The organism is Stenotrophomonas ginsengisoli (assembly GCF_001431485.1).
GTDB classification, from domain to species: Bacteria; Pseudomonadota; Gammaproteobacteria; order Xanthomonadales; family Xanthomonadaceae; genus Stenotrophomonas; species Stenotrophomonas ginsengisoli.
This window is the reverse complement of the sequence record NZ_LDJM01000036.1, coordinates 29,449-45,872: the sequence shown is the minus strand read 5'-3', so window position 1 is coordinate 45,872 and position 16,424 is coordinate 29,449. Positions and strand designations below refer to the sequence as shown.

Here is a 16,424-nt window from a genome sequence, read left to right as displayed (position 1 = left end):
TCATCGGCAGGCGGTGGCAGGGATCAGCGCTGATCCAGCGGCACGAAGGCCTGGTCTTCCGGGCCAGTGTAATTGGCCGAGGGGCGGATGATTTTGCCGTCGATGCGCTGTTCGATCACATGCGCACTCCAGCCGGCGGTGCGGGCAATCACGAACAGCGGGGTGAACATGGCCGTCGGCACGCCCATCATGTGGTAGCTGACCGCGCTGAACCAGTCCAGGTTGGGGAACATCTTCTTGATGTCCCACATCACCGCTTCCAGACGCTCGGCAATGTCGTACATCTTGCGGTTGCCGGCCTCGTCGGACAGCTCGCGGGCCACGGTCTTGATCACTTCATTGCGCGGATCGGACACGGTGTAGACCGGGTGACCGAAACCGATCACCACTTCCTTGCGCTCGACCCGGGCCTTGATGTCGGCTTCGGCCTCGTCGGCGGTCTCGTAGCGCTTCTGCACTTCGAAGGCCACTTCGTTGGCGCCACCGTGCTTGGGCCCGCGCAGCGCGCCGATGCCACCGGCAATGCAGCTGTACATGTCCGAACCGGTACCGGCAATCACGCGGCTGGTGAAGGTGGAGGCGTTGAACTCGTGCTCGGCGTACAGGATCAGCGAGGTGTGCATCGCATCGACCCAGCTCTTGGGCGCCGGCGCGCCATGCAGCAGGTGCAGGAAGTGGCCGCCGATGGAGTCATCGTCGGTCTCCACGTCGATGACCTTGCCGTTGTGGCTGTAGTGGTACCAGTACAGCAGCATCGAGCCGAGGCTGGCCATCAGCTTGTCGGCGATGTCGCGGGCGCCGGCGTGGTTGTGGTCATCCTTTTCCGGCAGCACGCAGCCCAGCACCGAGACACCGGTACGCATCACGTCCATCGGGTGGGCCGAGGCCGGCAGTTCCTCCAGCGCGCCCTTGACCGCGGCCGGAATGCCACGCAGGGCCTTCAGCTTGGCCTTGTAGCCGGCCAGCTCGGCGCGGTTGGGCAGCTTGCCGTGGACCAGCAGGTGGGCGATTTCCTCGAACTCACTGGTGCGGGCCAGGTCCAGGATGTCGTAGCCACGGTAGTGCAGGTCATTGCCCGAACGGCCCACCGTGCACAGGGCGGTGTTGCCGGCGGCATGCCCGGACAGGGCGACGGACTTTTTCGGCTTGAAGGCCGGGGCAGCAGTGGTCTCGCTCATCGTTTCCCTCCAGAAAGTGGTGCGTAACTGGCCAACGGCACGCGGTACACGCTGGCAACACGGCCGACAGGCCATGTACCGATCATCACCGATGCAACGCCAATCCGTACAAAACATTGATTTATCTAGTCATTGGTTGCATAAACAGGCAAATCGCGTTTCACTTGTTGCACCACATTGAAACGGTGAAACATGAGCACAGCCACTGCCCTGCCGGTGATCTGGACGGCAAGCGTCTCGCGCCTGTCCGGGCTGCTGGCCGATGTCGCCCTGGAATACGCCGACCGCGCCCGCTTCCATGCCATTGACCTGGCCTTCGAGCAGGCCCACCGGGTCATCGACGAGCGCCTGCACCGCGAGCATTGCGACGTGGTGGTGGCCGGCGGGGCCAATGCAGCCTTCCTGCGTGGCCGCCTGCAGGTGCCGCTGGTCACCGTGCAGGCCTCTGGTTTCGACCTGATCGGCGCCCTCACCCGCGCCCGGCGCATCCACCCCGCCGTGGGCCTGGTCACCCATGCCGGCGACCTGCCAGATGTGGCTCCGTTTGCCCAGGCCTATGGGCTGGCGCTGGAACACCGCAGCTTCGATACCCGCGAGGAGGCGCGCGACTGCGTGGCCGACCTGAAGGCGCGCGGGGTCGGGGTGATCGTGGGCACCGGCATGGCCATCGACTTTGCCGAGGCCAATGCCCTGCCCGGGGTGCTGCTGTATTCGGCCGATGCGGTGCGCCGCAGCTTCGACCAGGCCCTGGCCCTGGCCCAGCCCGACCCTGACACCCTGCCCGGGCCGGTGCCCCGCCGTGGCGGGCGCAAACCCGCACGCCAGGCCCTGCTCGGCGACAGCCCGGCCATGCACGCGCTGCGCCAGCAGCTGGCCCTGGCCGCGCCGCAGGCGATGCCGGTGCTGATCTGCGGTGAAAGCGGTACCGGCAAGGGGCTGATCGCCCGCCAGCTGCATGCGGCCAGCGCCCGCAACGGCCGCCTGCACACCTTGAGTTGCAGTGGCCTGGATGGCGCCAGCCTGGAAGCCGAGCTGGGCCCGGGCGCTGCAGGCCAGCGCAACCCGCTGCTGGATGCAGCCTCGGCCGGCAGCCTGCTGCTGGACAACGTGGATGAGCTGCCCCTGCCGCTGCAGGGACGCCTGCTGCGCCTGCTCGATGCCACCGCCCACGCACGCAGCCACAGTGGCGGCCGCGATGTGCGCATCCTGGCCAGCTGCAGCACGCCGCTGGCCCGGTTGGTGGAACAGGGGCTGTTCCGCGCCGACCTCTACCACCGCCTGGCCGGCATGCCGCTGGCTGTGCCGGCGCTGCGCGAGCGTGGCCAGGATGCCGCCCTGCTGCTGGACCACTACCTGGCCGTGGGCGGCCCGGTGGTACCGCTGGCCGCACCCGCGCGCGACACTCTGCTGGCCCAGCCCTGGCCGGGCAATGTGCGCCAGCTGCGCAACCTGGCCGAGCGTATTGCCCTGTACTGGCGGCAGCGTCCGATCGGCGCGGTGGAGAACCACCATCTGCAGCTATGGCTGCCGGAGTTGTTCAACGCCATGCCGCCGGCGCCGCTCACGGCCGCCGCCACGCCGCCGGCCGGCCGGCCCGATGCGGCCAGCCTGCACCAGCAATGGCGGCGCATGGGCGGTGACCGCCAACGCCTGATGCAGCACTACCAGGTCTCGCGCACCACCCTGTGGCGCTGGCTGCGCAACGCCGGCCTGGACTGATCGCGCAGGTACAGCTGCACCTGGGCCACCTCGATCAGCGGGTGGTGCCAGGGATGATGCGGGGCGATGCCCTGCGCAACAATGCGCTCGAGCCGCGCCGCATCGCGCGGCAGATGAAAGCCCAGGCAGACACTGGGCACGCGCTGCACCTGCCCGGCCTGCCCATGCGCGGCATCGGTGCCGGGCAAGGGGCGGTACTGCTCGATGCCGGCGGCCTGCTCGAACAGGCCGCTGTCATAGCCACCGGCCGCCAGTGCATCCACCGCCAGGATGCCCGCGCGTACCGCATCCAACGCGGCCAGCGGCACCTGCATGCTGACCCGCCCCGTCGGCTGCAGGGTCATGCCGGTTACGGATACAGCAGGCGCTGCGACCACTGGCCGTCATCGCCACGCTCGATGCACACCCGCTCGTGCAGGCGGTAACCGGCGCCGTACCAGAATTCGAAGCTGCGCGGCACCACCCGCAAGCCGGTCCAGCCAGCCGGGCGCGGCACCGGGCCATCGGCAAAGCGGGCTTCCTCGCGGGCCAGACGCTGCTCGAAGGTGGCCACATCGGGCAGGGTCTGCGACTGCAGCGAGGCCCAGGCGCCGAGCTGGCTCATGCGCGGGCGGCTGGCGAAATAGGCATCGGCCTCGGCCGCCTCGACCTGTTCCACATCCCCCTCGATACGCACCTGGATGCCGGCCTGGCGCAGGTGGCGCCACAGGAACAGCAGGGCACAGGCCGGGTTGGCAGCCAGCTCGCGGCCCTTGCGCGACTCCAGGTGGGTGTAGAAGACAAAACCACGCGCATCAAAGGCCTTGAGCAGCACCGTGCGCGATGACGGCCGCCCGGCCGCATCCACGCTGGCAACCACCATCGCATTGGGGTCGGCCATGCCACTGTTGGCCGCTTCTTCCAGCAGGCCGGCAAAGGTGGCCAGGGCCGTGTTGTACAGCTCGCTCATCGCGCATCCATCAGTAGGACCAGGAAGACGCTATTGTCGCCACATGTCCGTGCCCGCGCCTACTGCCCTGCCTGCCGCCGCACAGCAACTGGCCGCCCGTCTGCTGGCCAGCCGGCCGCTGGCGCACGGGCAGATGCAGGTGATCGGCCTGGCCGCACCGCCTGGCAGCGGCAAGAGCACGCTGGCCGCGTGCATGGTGGCCCGGGCACGCCAGCAGGGCCTGCGCGCGGCCACCCTGTCACTGGATGATGTGTACCTGCCGCGCCGACAACGGCAACAGCTGGCCGCCCGCGTGCATCCGCTGCAGGCAACGCGCGGGCCGCCGGGCAGCCATGACCTGGCACTGGCCCTGTCGGTAATCACGACTCTGCGCAACGGCCAGGCCTGTGCCTTGCCGCGCTTTGACAAACTCGCCGACGAACGCCTGCCGGCCACGCAATGGCCGCAGGCCGGGGCCGGCCTGCAGCTGCTGGTACTGGAAGGCTGGATGCTGGGCGTCGGACCGCAGGACCCGGCCGCGCTGGCCATGCCGGTCAATGCGCTGGAGCGCGAACACGATGCCGATGGCCGCTGGCGGCAGTGGTGCAACCAGCGCCTGGCACAGGATTACCCGGCCCTGTGGCAGCAGATCGACTGGCTGTGTGCGCTGCAGCCACCGGACTGGGATTGCGTGCTGGGCTGGCGTATCGAACAGGAACAGCGGCTGGCCGCCAGTCAAGGCCGCAGCGGCATGGATGCGGCCGCCGTGGCGCGTTTCCTGCAGCATTTGGAGCGGGTCGGCCGGCATGCGCTGGCCACCTTGCCCGCGATCGCGGCGCTGTGCCTGCAGCTGGATGCACAGCGCCGCGTGGTGGAGGGCTGAGCGCCCCTTGCCGCAGGCTTATTCGACCAGGAAGGTCACACGCATGTTGACCCGCCACTCCACGATCTCGCCGTTGGCATCGGTCTGCACCTTGATCTCGTTGACCCAGGCGCCCTGGACACCCTTGACCGTGCTGGCCACCTTCTTCAGGCCGCTGCGCACCGCATCCTCGACGCTGGTCTTGGAAGAGGCACTGACTTCAATCACTTTGGCTACGGACATCGACACCACTCCTTTTGAGCATTGGCACATGCGCCAATGCCGATGGTCTGCGCCCTCGTGTTAAGCCGGTGCCTGCGAAATGCTAGGATCGATGGCGATGAACCCTTCCAGCAACCTTGTATTCATCGGCCCCACCGGTGCCGGAAAGACCAGCCTGGGACGCCGCGTCGCCGAGCGTTTCGGCCTGCGCTTCATCGACCTGGACGTGCTGATCAGCGAGCTGGCCGGCAGCAGCATTGCCGAACTGTTCGAGCACCTGGGCGAGGCCGGCTTCCGCGAGCATGAGTCGCGCGCCCTGGCCCAGGCCCTGGCCGATGACGGGGTGCTGGTGGCCACCGGTGCCGGCGCGGTGCTGGCCGAGTCCAACCGCGAGCTGATGACCCGGCGCGCCTTCGTGGTCCACCTGCATGTCAGCGTGCAGGCCCAGATCGAGCGTCTGGCCCGCGACCGCAGCCGCCCCTTGCTGCAGCGCACCGACCGCGATCAGGTGCTGGCCAGCATGGCCGCCCAGCGCGACCCGCTGTACCGGCAACTGGGCCAGCTGTGCCTGGACACCGACCGTTTCATTCCTGCCGAGGCCACCGCGCAGCTGGTGCTGCAGCTGGCCGCCCAGTGGCAGCAACTCACCCGCCCGAGCCCCGCATGACCGCCATTCGCCAGGTTGCCGTCCAAGGTGACACCCCCTACACCATCCATATCGGCCACGGCCTGCTCGATGACGGCGCCCTGATCGGCCGCCACATCCGCGGCCGCCACGTGCTGATCGTCTCCGATGACCAGGTGGCGCCGCTGTACCTTGACCGCGTGCGCGCGGCCCTGCTCGCCGCCCGCCCGGAGCTGCAGATCGGCGCCCATGTGATCCCGGCCGGCGAAGCCTCCAAGACCCTGGACAACTTCGGCCAGGTGATCCAGTCGCTGGCCGAGCTCGGTGCCACCCGTGATGCCTGCGTGCTGGCCCTCGGTGGCGGCGTGGTCGGTGACATGGCCGGCTTTGCCGCGGCCTGCTGGATGCGCGGCATCGACTGCGTCCAGCTGCCCACCAGCCTGCTGGCCATGGTGGACTCCTCGGTCGGCGGCAAGACCGCGGTAGACCTGCCGCAGGGCAAGAACCTGGTCGGCGCCTTCCATCCGCCGCGCGCGGTGATCGCCGACACCGCCACCCTGGCCACCCTGCCGCCGCGCGAGCTGCGCGCCGGCCTGGCCGAGGTGATCAAGTACGCCGCCATCCGCGACCTGCGCTTTGCCCAGTGGCTGGCCCAGGAACGCCATGCCCTGCTCGATGGCCAGGCCGACGTGCTGGCCCTGGCCATTGCCGCCAGCTGTGAGCACAAGGCCGAAATCGTGGCCCGCGACCCCACCGAGAAGGGCGAACGCGCCCTGCTCAACCTCGGCCACACCTTCGGCCACGCCATTGAAACCGCACAGGGCTACGGCGCGCCGGGCAGCGACAACCTGATCCATGGCGAGGCCGTGGCCGTGGGCATGGTGCTGGCCGCGCGCCTGTCGGCCGCGCTTGGCATGGCCACCGAGCGCGACGGCGATGCCCTGGCCGAGCTGCTGGGCGCCTTCGACCTGCCTACCCGCATCCCCGACGGGCTGGACCCGGCCGCCCTGCTGGCGCACATGCGCCTGGACAAGAAGAACAGCGCCGGGTCCCTGCGCCTGATCCTGTGGACCGCGTTTGGTGAAAGCCTGATCGTGCCGGATGTGGACGAAGCGGCGGTACTGGCGGTGCTGGCCGCTGGCTGAGCCCGGCCGCGGCGATAGCCTGCTGCTACAGGGGCGATAAGCCGGAGCGATACTGCCGCACGCTGGCGCTTTTTATGCCAGCTTGCCGCTACAATCGGCCCCATGCGCGTCTTCCTGCAACAGATTCCGGTTGGCCCCGAGCCGCCGAAATACATCCAACTCACCCTGCAGCCGGACCTGTTCGGCGGCTGGGTGCTGTTGCGCGAGACCGGTCATATCGGTGGCCGCAGCCAACTGCGCCGGGAACTGTTCCTGGACGAGGCGCAGGCCACCACCGCCTTTGAGAAAGCCCGCGACAACCAGCTCAAGCGCGGCTTCCAGGTGACCTTCGTCAGTGGCTCCGCGCCGCTGCAACGCACGCCCTAAGACCCACCCGGGGGCGCTTGCGCCACCCCAAGCGAGTACGCCGATGACCACCCCATTGAAGAATGACCGTTTCCTGCGCGCCCTGCGCCGCGAGCCGGTGGACTGCACCCCCGTCTGGTTGATGCGCCAGGCCGGCCGCTATCTGCCGGAGTACCGCGCCACCCGGGCCAAGGCCGGTTCGTTCCTGGCCATGGCCAAGAACCCGGAGATCGCCTGCGAGGTCACCCTGCAACCGCTGCGCCGCTTCGAGCTGGATGCGGCGATCCTGTTCTCCGACATCCTCACCGTGCCCGATGCGATGGGCCTGGGCCTGTACTTTGCCGAAGGCGAAGGCCCCAAGTTCGAGCGCCCGGTCTCCAGTGCGGCCGATGTTGCCCGCCTCGGTGTGCCGGACATGGAAACCGACCTGGGCTATGTGATGGACGCGGTGCGGGTGATCCGCCGCGAGCTCGATGGCAAGGTGCCGCTGATCGGTTTTTCCGGCAGCCCGTGGACCCTGGCCTGCTACATGGTGCAGGGCGGCGGCAGCAAGGATTTCGCCAAGATCAAGGCGATGGCGCTGAACGAGCCGGCTACCCTGCACAAGCTGCTGGAAGTGACCACCGATGCGGTGATCGCCTACCTGGCAGCACAGCGCCATGCCGGCGCCCAGGCCCTGCAGGTGTTCGACACCTGGGGCGGGGTGCTGTCGCCGGCGATGTACCGCGAGTTCTCGCTGCGCTACATGCAGCGCATTGCCGCCGAGCTGGACCGCGGCCAGGGGGCTGAGCGCACCCCGCTGATCCTGTTCGGCAAGGGCACCGGCCAGTACGTGGCCGAGCTGGCCGCCACCGGTACCGACGGTGTCGGCGTGGACTGGACCATTTCCCTGGACCAGGCCGCACGCGCGGCCGGTGGCCGGGTTGCCCTGCAGGGCAATCTGGACCCGACCACCCTGTACGGCAGCCCGGAAGCGATCGAACGCGAAGTGGCCCGCACCCTGGACAGCTACCGCGACGGCAACGGCGGTTCGCGCGAAGGCCACATCTTCAACCTCGGCCACGGCATGTCCCCGGACATGAACCCCGAACATGTCGGTGTGCTGGTGGACGCGGTGCACCGCCACAGCGCGCGCTGAGCAGCAAAACCCTCAGCAGCAACAACCGACAGGCCGGGCCATGCGCCCGGCCTGTTTCATTGTGTGCCGGCCGGGCCTGACTGGGCCGCGGCCATGGCCGCATTGATCGCCGCATCGAGCATCTGCCCGGTCACCGGCTTGCGCAGGAAACCGTTGAAACCATTGGCCATGGCCTGTTCGGCGGCCTCCGCATCGGCGCGTGCGGTCACGGCCAGCAACGGCAGCTGATGGCCCATTGCCCGCAACTGGCTGGCCAGCTGCAGGCCATCGATGCCCGGCAGGTCCAGGTCCAGCAGGGCGATGTCAAAGTCCTGCGCACTGAGTTCGGACAAGGCCGCCAGGCCATGACCCACATGCTGCACGCGGTGGCCACGCACCTGCAGCAAGCCCCGAATGACCTCGGCAATGGTCAGGTCGTCCTCCACCAGCAGCACCGACAATCCCTGCTGCTGCTTCGGCGCCGGCACCACTGCCTGGCCGGCGGGCATCTTCAGCTGCCAGGGCAGCGGCAGCTGTACGGCGAAGCGGGCACCGCGTCCGGGCTGGCTGTCCACGGTGATCGCCCCGCCCATGGCCATCGCCAGCTCGTTGCTGATCGACAGGCCCAGGCCGCTACCACCATAACGTTCGGTGGTACGCGCCCCTTCGGCCTGTTCAAAGCGCTTGAACAGGCGCTGCTTCTGTGCATCGGCAATGCCCGGCCCGGTATCGATCACCTCCAGCATCAGGCCCGGCGAATCGGGCTGGACCCGCACATGCAGGGTGACCTGGCCACTGGCGGTGAACTTGATCGCATTGCCCAGCAGGTTGAGCATGATCTGACGCAGGCGCAGCGCATCGCCAAAGACATGGGTATGGGCGGCAAACTCCAGCCGGGTGACAAACTGCAGCTGCTTGGCCTGGGCCAGCGGCTGCATCAGCACCACCACCTGCTCGACCTGGGCGGCCAGGTCCACCCAGCCCTGCTGCAGCTCCAGCTTGCCCGCCTCGATCCGGGCCAGGTCCAGGGCATCGTTGACCAGGCGCAGCAGGTGCTCGCCGGCCAACTGGATGGAATGGGCATAGCCGCGCTGGTGCTGCGGCAGGTCCGAGGCCAGCAGCAGTTCGCTCATGCCCAGCACCCCGGTCAACGGGGTACGCACCTCGTGGCCCAGGTTGGCCAGAAAGCGGGTCTTGGCCAACGAGGCCTGCTCGGCCAGTTCACGGGTGCGCTGGGCCATGGCCAGCTCATTGATACGCTGCAGACGACGGCGGTACAGGCGCAAGCCACCCCAGACCAGCAACGCCAGCAGCAACGCATAGACCGCGATACCGGTCTTGCTCGCCCACCACGGCGGCAGCACGCGGAATTCCAGGGTCTGCACCGATGACCAGACGTTGTCGGCGGTGCGCGCCTGGATCAGCAGGCGGTGCAGGCCCGGGCGCAGGCTGGAAAAGATGCGCTCGCCGTTGTTGCCCACTTCCACCCAGTCCGGGTCGAAGCCTTCCAGCTTGAAGCGGTACAGGTTGCTGCTGCCGTCGGCAAAGGACAGCAGGCGCGCATTGACCTGCAGGTCGCGCATGTCCGGCTCGATCAGCAACGGGGTCTGGTGGGTCAGCTCCAGCAGCTCATCGCCGCGGCGCACGGTGACCCGCTCGATGGCCAGCACCTGGCGCAGCTTGCTGGGCATCAGTTCGGCCGGGGCCAGCAGCAACAGGCCGAAGGTGGTGGCCGCATACACCTGGCCGCGGGTGGTCATGCCCAGCGAATTGGGCATCAGCTCCTGGCTGCGCAGGCCATCCTGCACGCCGAACTGGCGCACGCTGCGGTTGGCCAGATCCACCCGGTACAGGCCACGTGGCGCACTGACCCAGGCCACGCCCTGCACATCCAGGACCAGGCCGTTGGGAGTGATCTGCGGAAAACCGTTGTCCTCGTCGATGCGGTCCAGACGCTGCAGGCCGCCATCGCGCAGCAGGTGCACGCTCAAGGCCCCCTGATGGCCCATCCAGAGCACCCCGTCGACGCTGAAACCCAGCACATGCACCGGCAGCTGTGGTGAGCCGGGCACCTCGACAAAGGTTTCAAGTACCGGATCAAAGCGCCGCACGCCCTGCTCGGTGCCCACCCACAACTGGTCATCCGGGCCGCACTGGGCCGAATGCGGGTTGAGGGTGACCCCCGGTTTGCCATCGATGTCGTGACGCCAGATCACGCTGCCCTGCGCATCACGCAGCTGGATCCCGGCCTCGCCGCTGAATGCCCAGATGCGCCCCTGGTTGCAACGCACCAGGCGCGAGATGGTCCCGGCCGGGGCCGGATCGACCGGATCATCGTGCTGCCAGCGCTTGAACGCACCGCTGCCCGGCTCGAAGCGCATCAACTGCCGATGGCTGCCGATCCAGACCCCGCCCTGCCCGTCCTCGACCACCGCACGCAGCCAGGTATGGCTGAGCGAGGCATCGAAGTGATGCTCGATCCTGCCCGTGCGTGGATCGATGTGGTCCAGCACCCCGCCACTGCCGACCACCCACAACCCGTTGTGCGAGGAAGCGGCCAGGCCGATCGGCAAGGGGTTGCGCAGGCCATCGGCGCTGAAGCGCTCGCCCTGCAGCTGGGTGAACTGGCGCCAGTTGGGCGGCAGGTACCACAAGCCATCCTGGATGCTGCCAAACCACAGGCCGCCCTCGCGATCCTCGTAGCCCATCACCCAGGACGGCCTCACCGCGCGGCGTGCCATCGCGCTGTAGACCAGCACGTCGTCGATCCATTGCTCGTCCCGGCTCAGGCCCAGCCCACCCATGGTGTCAAACCACAGCTCGCCCTGGCTGTCCTGGACCAGCAGCTGCAGCGCCTGCTTGCCCGGTTCGGTGCCCAGTTGCGGGTGATGCAGGCGGCCATCGGGCAGCACCACCACCATGCCCCGGCTGGTGCCCACCCAGATCCGGCCATCGCGGTCCTGGTGCAGGGTATTGACCAGCGGTGAAGGCATCTGGTCGCTGGGCAGGCGTTCAAAGTCCGCGCCGGTCCAGCGCGCCACCCCTTGCTGGGTCCCGATCCAGAGCTGGCCGTCATCGGCCACCATCAACTGGCCAACCGAGCGCGACGGCAGGGAACGTGGATTGCCCGGCTCGGGCAGGAACACGCGCAGGGTATTGTCCGGTGCCAGCCGGTACAGGCCGGCATTGTCGGTACCAAACCAGATCGCCCCGTCGGCGGTGGAGGTCACCGCCCAGATCCGGTTGGAGCCGATCTGCGGATGGGTCTGCTGGTCGTAGTAACGGAAATTGCGCCGGTCGGCGCTGAGCATCACCAGGCCGGCCGAATTGGTTCCCACCCACAACTGGTTGCGCGCATCCACGTGCACGGCCCACAGCTCGTTGTCACGCAGGCCGTTTTCGGTGCGCCAGGTGCGGAAGTTGCGCCCGTCAAAACGGACCAGACCATCGCCACTGGCCAGCCACAGGTAACCGAAACGGTCTTCGGTGATGCCGCGGATGTTGGATGACGGCAGCCCGTCGGCGATGGTGAATTCACGCAGATAGGGCTGAGCCTGCAGGCGCAGGGTTGCCGGCCCGCTGGCAGCCGCGCCCGGCGCGGCTGCCATGGCCGGAACCACCAACGTGATCACCATCCACAGCAGGCAAAGCGCCAGCGTGGTCCCTCCACACCTCATGCAGGTTCTCCTGTTGCCGCATCCCGCGATGCCGGCCTTGCCACCATGCCGACCAAGGCCTCGGCCAGCAACACACCGGTCACCGGTTTGCGCACATAGGCGTCAAAACCGGCATCACGCACGTCTTCTTCGGCGCGCGCATCCGAGCGCGCGGTCACTGCCAGCAGGGGCAGCTGCCGGCCCATGGACCGGATCTGCCGGGCCAGGCTCAGGCCATCCATGCCGGGCAGGTCCAGATCCAGCAGGCCCACGTCGAAGTGCTCGGTGACAATCAGCGACAGCGCCTGCAACCCGTTCAGGGCATGACTGACCTGGTGCCCGCGTGCCTGCAGCAGGGCGCTGATGACCTCGGCCACGCTGGCATCGTCCTCCACCAGCAGGATGCTCAACGGCACGACCGCGCCGGCCGGCAGCCCGTCCCCAGCGGCCACGGATGGCAGCGTCTCCAGCTCCCAGCGCAAGGGCAGGTCCACCGCGATGCAGTTGCCCCCATCCACCGCGCTGTCCACGCCGATATGGCCTCCCATCGCCTGCACCAGCTCACGACTGATGGCCAGGCCGACACCGCCGCCGGCCACCCGCTGCACCGCATTGTCATGGCCGTTGAAGCGTTCAAACAGATGCCGGCGGTGTTCCTCGGCCAGGGCCTGGCCGCTGTCGTGCACTTCCAGACGCAGGCCACGACCGAGCGAATCCAACCGCACCTGCAGGCCGATGCTGCCGTGCGCGGTATGGCGCAATGCATTGGCCAGCAGGTTGCTGAGCACCTGGCGCAGACGCACCACATCGCCATGCACCAGCACCCGCCCGGGCAGGTCATCCGGGGCGGCGATGCGCACTCCCTTGGCCGCCGCCCGCCCCTGCAGCTGGGCCAGAACCTCGCCCAGCAAGGTGGACAGCACGAACGGCTGGCACTGCAGTTGCAGTTGGCCGGCCTCGATACCGGCCATGTCCAGCGCATCATCGAGCAGGCCGAGCAGCTGCCCGCCGGCGGCCTGGATGCCATCGACCCAGCCACGCTGGCGTGCATCCAGTGCGGTTTTCTGCAACAGCTCGCTCATCCCCATGACCCCGGTCAAAGGGGTGCGCACCTCATGCCCCAGCGCCGACAGGAAATGGGTCTTGAAGCGCGAGGACTGCTCGGCCAGCTGCTGGCGCTGCTGCAAGGCCCGCCAGCGCCGGCGCTGCTCGGCACGCCGGGCCAGCAACCACCAGGCCAGGACCAGGGCCAGCAGGGCACACAGCACCCACAGGATCCGGGCCTGGCTGGTTGCCCACCAGGGCGGCAGCATGCGGATGTCAAGGCGCACCGATTCGGACCAGCCGCTCTGCCCGGAACGCGCCTGCACTTCCATCAGGTAGTTGCCCGGAGCCAGCCCGGCCAGGCTGCGTTCGCCCTCCTGGCCAACCTCCAGCCAGTCCTGGTCATGGCCATGCACGCGGAAGCGGTAGCGCTGGGTGCCACGTCCGGCATGGGTGACCAGACGCATCACCACCACCAATTCGCTGTCGTCAGGCTGCAGGGTGATGCCGCCGTTGTGCAGCTGGCGCTGCTGCAGCTGGCCCACCCCGCCACTGCGCACCTGCAGGCTGCGGATCTGCAGCTGCGATGGTGGCAGGCGGACCGGTGGCTGGTCCAGGTCGAAATACACCAGGCCGCCGGCATTGAGCGCCAGGCCATGACGGGCATTGCGGCTGGGCGGATGATCCAGGAACCCGGTTTCGGCCAGGCCATCACTGATGCCGAACAGCTGCACATCCCGCTTGCCGCTCCAGCGGATCAGGCCGCGCGAGGAAGTGGCCCACAGCTGGCCACTGTCGGCCAGCAGCAGGCCGCCCAGGCTCACCGCCGGCACCCCGTCGGCAGGGCCGACATGATCCAGCAGCTCCAGTGCATTGTCCTTCCAGCGGTAGCGGCCGATCAGGCCATCGCCGGCCAGCCACAGCAGATCGTTGTAGGCAAACACGATGTCATACACCGCCATCGCCCGTGGCAGACCGGTCACCGTAGTGAGTTGTCCGTTGTGCCAGCGCTGCAGCCCTCCCTCACTGGTGATCCACAGGCTCCCGTCGGGACCGGGGCGCAACTGGTGCACCAGCCCGTCAAGCAGGCCTTCCGGCCCGGACCGCTGCAGCTGGCGCAGCAGGCGTCCATCGGCACTGCGTTGCTGCAGGCCAATGCCATGGATGAGCATCCAGATGCTGCCATCGGGCATCAGGGTCATCATATCCACGCGCTGGAAAGGATCCTCGCCGGGCACGATCCTGCGGCTGGTCAACCGGCCCGTGCCACGCTCATACCAGAACAGCTCGCCACGTCCACCCAGCAGGATGCGTCCATCCGGCAGCACCAGCACCGACCACAACGCCTTGCCATTGACCTGGGCGCGGCTGAGCAGGCGGCTCAGCTGGCCCTGCGCATCAAGCCGGAACAGACCCGCGTCACTGGTGATCAGAAAACCATCTCCGTCGGCGGTACTGCGGGTCATGCTGATGCTTTCCAGCATGCGGCCATCGAACTGGTGCACGTTGTTGAAGCGACGCCAGTCCGGTGGCAGGTAGGCCAGGCCCTGGCTGTAGGTGGCAAACCACAGCCCACCCTCGTGGTCCTGGAGCATGTCCAGCACACTGCTGCCGGGTGTCCACAGGCCGGCCATTGCCCCGCCATGCAACTGCTGCATGGATTGCCCGTCACGCAGGTACAGGCCCGAAGCGGTGCCCACCCAGTGGCTGCCCTGGGCATCCTGCAGCACCGCCGCCGAGCGCAGGCCCTGGCCATCGGGACCATCCACCGCCTGCACCGTCTCATCGCTCATGCGCAGCTGCCACAAGCGCTCATGGCCGCCGATCCAGAGCCGGCCGTCGGTGTCCACGCTGATCCGGGTCACCACCACCTCACCCAGCTGGTCGGCCGCCACCGGATGCAGGCGGTCGTTTTCCCAGCGCATCAAGCCGGCGCCGGTGCCGATCCACATCCGCCCACGCGGGTCGGCACGCAGGCTGTAGATCTGGCCATTGCGCAGCTGCCCCGGGCCATCGCCCACACCGATCTGTTCGATCCGGCCATCGGCATGTACCCGGCACAGGCCATTGCCATTGCCGCCGATCCACAGCACCCCATCCATCCAGGCCAGTGACCAGACCTGCGTGCCACAACGCTGGGCAATCTGCGGGAACACCTCAAAACCACGGCCATCGGCACGCAGACGCAACACGCCCATGCCGTTGCTGCCGACCCAGACCCGGTCCTGGTCATCCACCACCAGTGACTCGACATAATTCAGCGGCAACGAATCGGCCTGGCCCGGCTCATTGCGCCAGACCTGGATGTCGGTGCCGTCAATGCGGGCCAGGCCATCAGCAGTAGCCGCCCAGACATTGCCCTTGCTGTCGCGCGCCAGCTGCAGCACCTGCCGTGAGGGCAGCCCATCGCTGGGCAAAAACCGCTGCATCCGTGGCGAGGGCAGGGTCGGTTCGGCGGCATGGGCCAGCACGCTGGCCAGCACTGCATACACCAACAGGGCCAACATGCCTGCATGGCAGCCGGACCTGGTGCAAATCCTCTTGTGACCATTGCGCATGCTTGCGCCCCCTGTGCGCCGCTCCCTGGCATGGAGAGGCAGTTTAGCCGTCCTTGTGCACGCTCACACCTGCGCCGGCAAAGCCGCACTACACTGCCGCCCAATGCCCCGGAGCCCGTCCATGCATCGATCCATTGCCAGCTGCCTGCTGCTTGCCAGCCTCGCCGCCCCGGCCGCTGCCACCCGCTGGCAGGTGGACCCGGTACACAGCAAGCTGCTGATCGCCGTTGACCATGCCGGGTTTTCCCGTTCGCTGGCACTGATGCCGGTCAGCCGCGGCGTGCTGGTATATGACCGGCAAGATCCGCAGGCGGCCAGCATCGAGGTCGAGCTGGAGCCGGCCCGGCTGGATTTTGGCGACCGCCGCTGGAACGCCGCCGTGCATGGCAGCAGCCTGCTGGCCGTGGACAAGTATCCGCAAGCACGCTTCGTATCCACCGGTGTCACCGCGCAGGCCGACGGAAGCCTGTTGATTGATGGCCAGCTGCAGCTGCGCGGTGTGAGCGCGCCGGTGCAGCTGCTGGCCCATGCCAATGGCCAGCGCCGCCATCCGATGCCCCCGTTCCGCCAGACCGTCGGTTTTTCGGCCACGGCCAGCCTGTCGCGTGCTGCCTTCGGCGCCGATGCCTGGCCGACCATGGTCGGCGACAGCGTGCAGATCCGGATCGAACTGGAAGCCACCGCCAACCCGCAGGCCAGTCTGGCACCGGCCTCGGGCACGGACACGGACACGGACAACTGAGCTCAGCGCGCGCCCAGCCAGGCCAGTACCCGCTCCGGGTCGAAGGGCCAGTCCAGCTCGCGCCCATGGCCATCGGCCAGCACCGGCACGCGGCTGCCAAAACGGCGCTCCAGCGTCGCATCGGCATCGATGAAAACAGACTCCGGTTCCGCCACCCGGGCAGCCGCGAGCACGGCCAGGGCCTGGTCACACAGGTGGCAGTCATCGCGTTGATACAGCGTCAGCCCCATTCACCCTCTCCTGCCCGATTTGCATTGCTGCAACGCAAACAGGGCGCTGCCGG

At 68.1% G+C, this 16,424-nt stretch carries 14 protein-coding genes; 7 read left to right on the top strand and 7 right to left on the bottom strand.

The features are described 5' to 3' along the window. Positions 1-23 precede the first annotated feature (23 nt). Positions 24-1,178 (bottom strand): bifunctional 2-methylcitrate synthase/citrate synthase, encoded by a 1,155-nt coding sequence (gene prpC, locus ABB30_RS13170; protein ID WP_057638784.1) that lies wholly within the window; start codon positions 1,176-1,178, stop codon positions 24-26. A 192-nt stretch (positions 1,179-1,370) separates the two neighbouring features. On the opposite strand from prpC, the gene ABB30_RS13165 reads away from it, so the two are divergent. Beyond that, positions 1,371-2,897, top strand: a complete 1,527-nt coding sequence (locus tag ABB30_RS13165) for a PrpR N-terminal domain-containing protein (RefSeq protein WP_057638783.1) — start codon at positions 1,371-1,373, stop codon at positions 2,895-2,897. Here the strand turns inward: ABB30_RS13165 and ABB30_RS13160 are convergent. Next, positions 2,840-3,241 (bottom strand): hypothetical protein, encoded by a 402-nt coding sequence (locus ABB30_RS13160; RefSeq protein ID WP_057638782.1) that lies wholly within the window; start codon positions 3,239-3,241, stop codon positions 2,840-2,842. The two genes, ABB30_RS13165 and ABB30_RS13160, sit on opposite strands and share 58 nt — an antisense overlap. Positions 3,242-3,246: 5 nt before the next feature. Continuing rightward, positions 3,247-3,846 carry a pyridoxamine 5'-phosphate oxidase gene (gene pdxH / locus ABB30_RS13155; RefSeq protein ID WP_057638781.1) on the bottom strand — a complete coding sequence of 200 codons (600 nt, stop codon included), beginning with the start codon at positions 3,844-3,846 and terminating at the stop codon, positions 3,247-3,249. Positions 3,847-3,889: 43 nt separating this feature from the next. Between pdxH and ABB30_RS13150 the strand changes: the two genes are divergently transcribed. After that, on the top strand, positions 3,890-4,708 hold the full coding sequence (locus ABB30_RS13150; RefSeq protein WP_057638780.1) for a kinase: 819 nt from the start codon (positions 3,890-3,892) through the stop codon (positions 4,706-4,708). An 18-nt stretch (positions 4,709-4,726) separates the two neighbouring features. On the opposite strand, the gene ABB30_RS13145 is transcribed toward ABB30_RS13150, so the two are convergent. After that, on the bottom strand, positions 4,727-4,930 hold the full coding sequence (locus ABB30_RS13145; RefSeq protein WP_057638779.1) for a dodecin family protein: 204 nt from the start codon (positions 4,928-4,930) through the stop codon (positions 4,727-4,729). A gap of 97 nt (positions 4,931-5,027) precedes the next feature. Here ABB30_RS13145 and ABB30_RS13140 point away from each other — a divergent pair, with 97 nt between their 5' ends. From ABB30_RS13140 to hemE, 4 genes are all read left to right on the top strand, one after another. Beyond that, positions 5,028-5,576, top strand: coding sequence for a shikimate kinase (locus ABB30_RS13140; protein WP_057638778.1), 549 nt, complete (start codon positions 5,028-5,030; stop codon positions 5,574-5,576). Next, a complete protein-coding gene (gene aroB / locus ABB30_RS13135) occupies positions 5,573-6,679 on the top strand; it encodes a 3-dehydroquinate synthase (protein ID WP_057638777.1) in 1,107 nt (368 codons plus the stop codon). The genes ABB30_RS13140 and aroB overlap by 4 nt, the downstream gene beginning before the upstream one ends. Positions 6,680-6,781: 102 nt before the next feature. Beyond that, positions 6,782-7,045 (top strand): WGR domain-containing protein, encoded by a 264-nt coding sequence (locus ABB30_RS13130; protein ID WP_057638776.1) that lies wholly within the window; start codon positions 6,782-6,784, stop codon positions 7,043-7,045. Between the two features lie 43 nt (positions 7,046-7,088). After that, positions 7,089-8,162 (top strand): uroporphyrinogen decarboxylase, encoded by a 1,074-nt coding sequence (gene hemE, locus ABB30_RS13125; RefSeq protein WP_057638775.1) that lies wholly within the window; start codon positions 7,089-7,091, stop codon positions 8,160-8,162. 56 nt (positions 8,163-8,218) lie between these two features. Here the strand turns inward: hemE and ABB30_RS13120 are convergent, their stop codons facing one another. Continuing rightward, positions 8,219-11,749 (bottom strand): hybrid sensor histidine kinase/response regulator, encoded by a 3,531-nt coding sequence (locus ABB30_RS13120; protein ID WP_245626510.1) that lies wholly within the window; start codon positions 11,747-11,749, stop codon positions 8,219-8,221. Positions 11,750-11,814: 65 nt separating this feature from the next. Beyond that, entirely contained in the window at positions 11,815-15,348 is a 3,534-nt protein-coding gene (locus ABB30_RS13115; protein WP_057638773.1) for a two-component regulator propeller domain-containing protein, read from the bottom strand. A 172-nt stretch (positions 15,349-15,520) separates the two neighbouring features. On the opposite strand from ABB30_RS13115, the gene ABB30_RS13110 reads away from it, so the two are divergent. Continuing rightward, a complete protein-coding gene (locus ABB30_RS13110) occupies positions 15,521-16,141 on the top strand; it encodes a YceI family protein (RefSeq protein ID WP_057638772.1) in 621 nt (206 codons plus the stop codon). Positions 16,142-16,143: 2 nt separating this feature from the next. On the opposite strand, the gene ABB30_RS13105 is transcribed toward ABB30_RS13110, so the two are convergent. Continuing rightward, positions 16,144-16,371 carry a glutaredoxin family protein gene (locus tag ABB30_RS13105; RefSeq protein WP_057638771.1) on the bottom strand — a complete coding sequence of 76 codons (228 nt, stop codon included), beginning with the start codon at positions 16,369-16,371 and terminating at the stop codon, positions 16,144-16,146. Positions 16,372-16,424 lie beyond the last annotated feature (53 nt).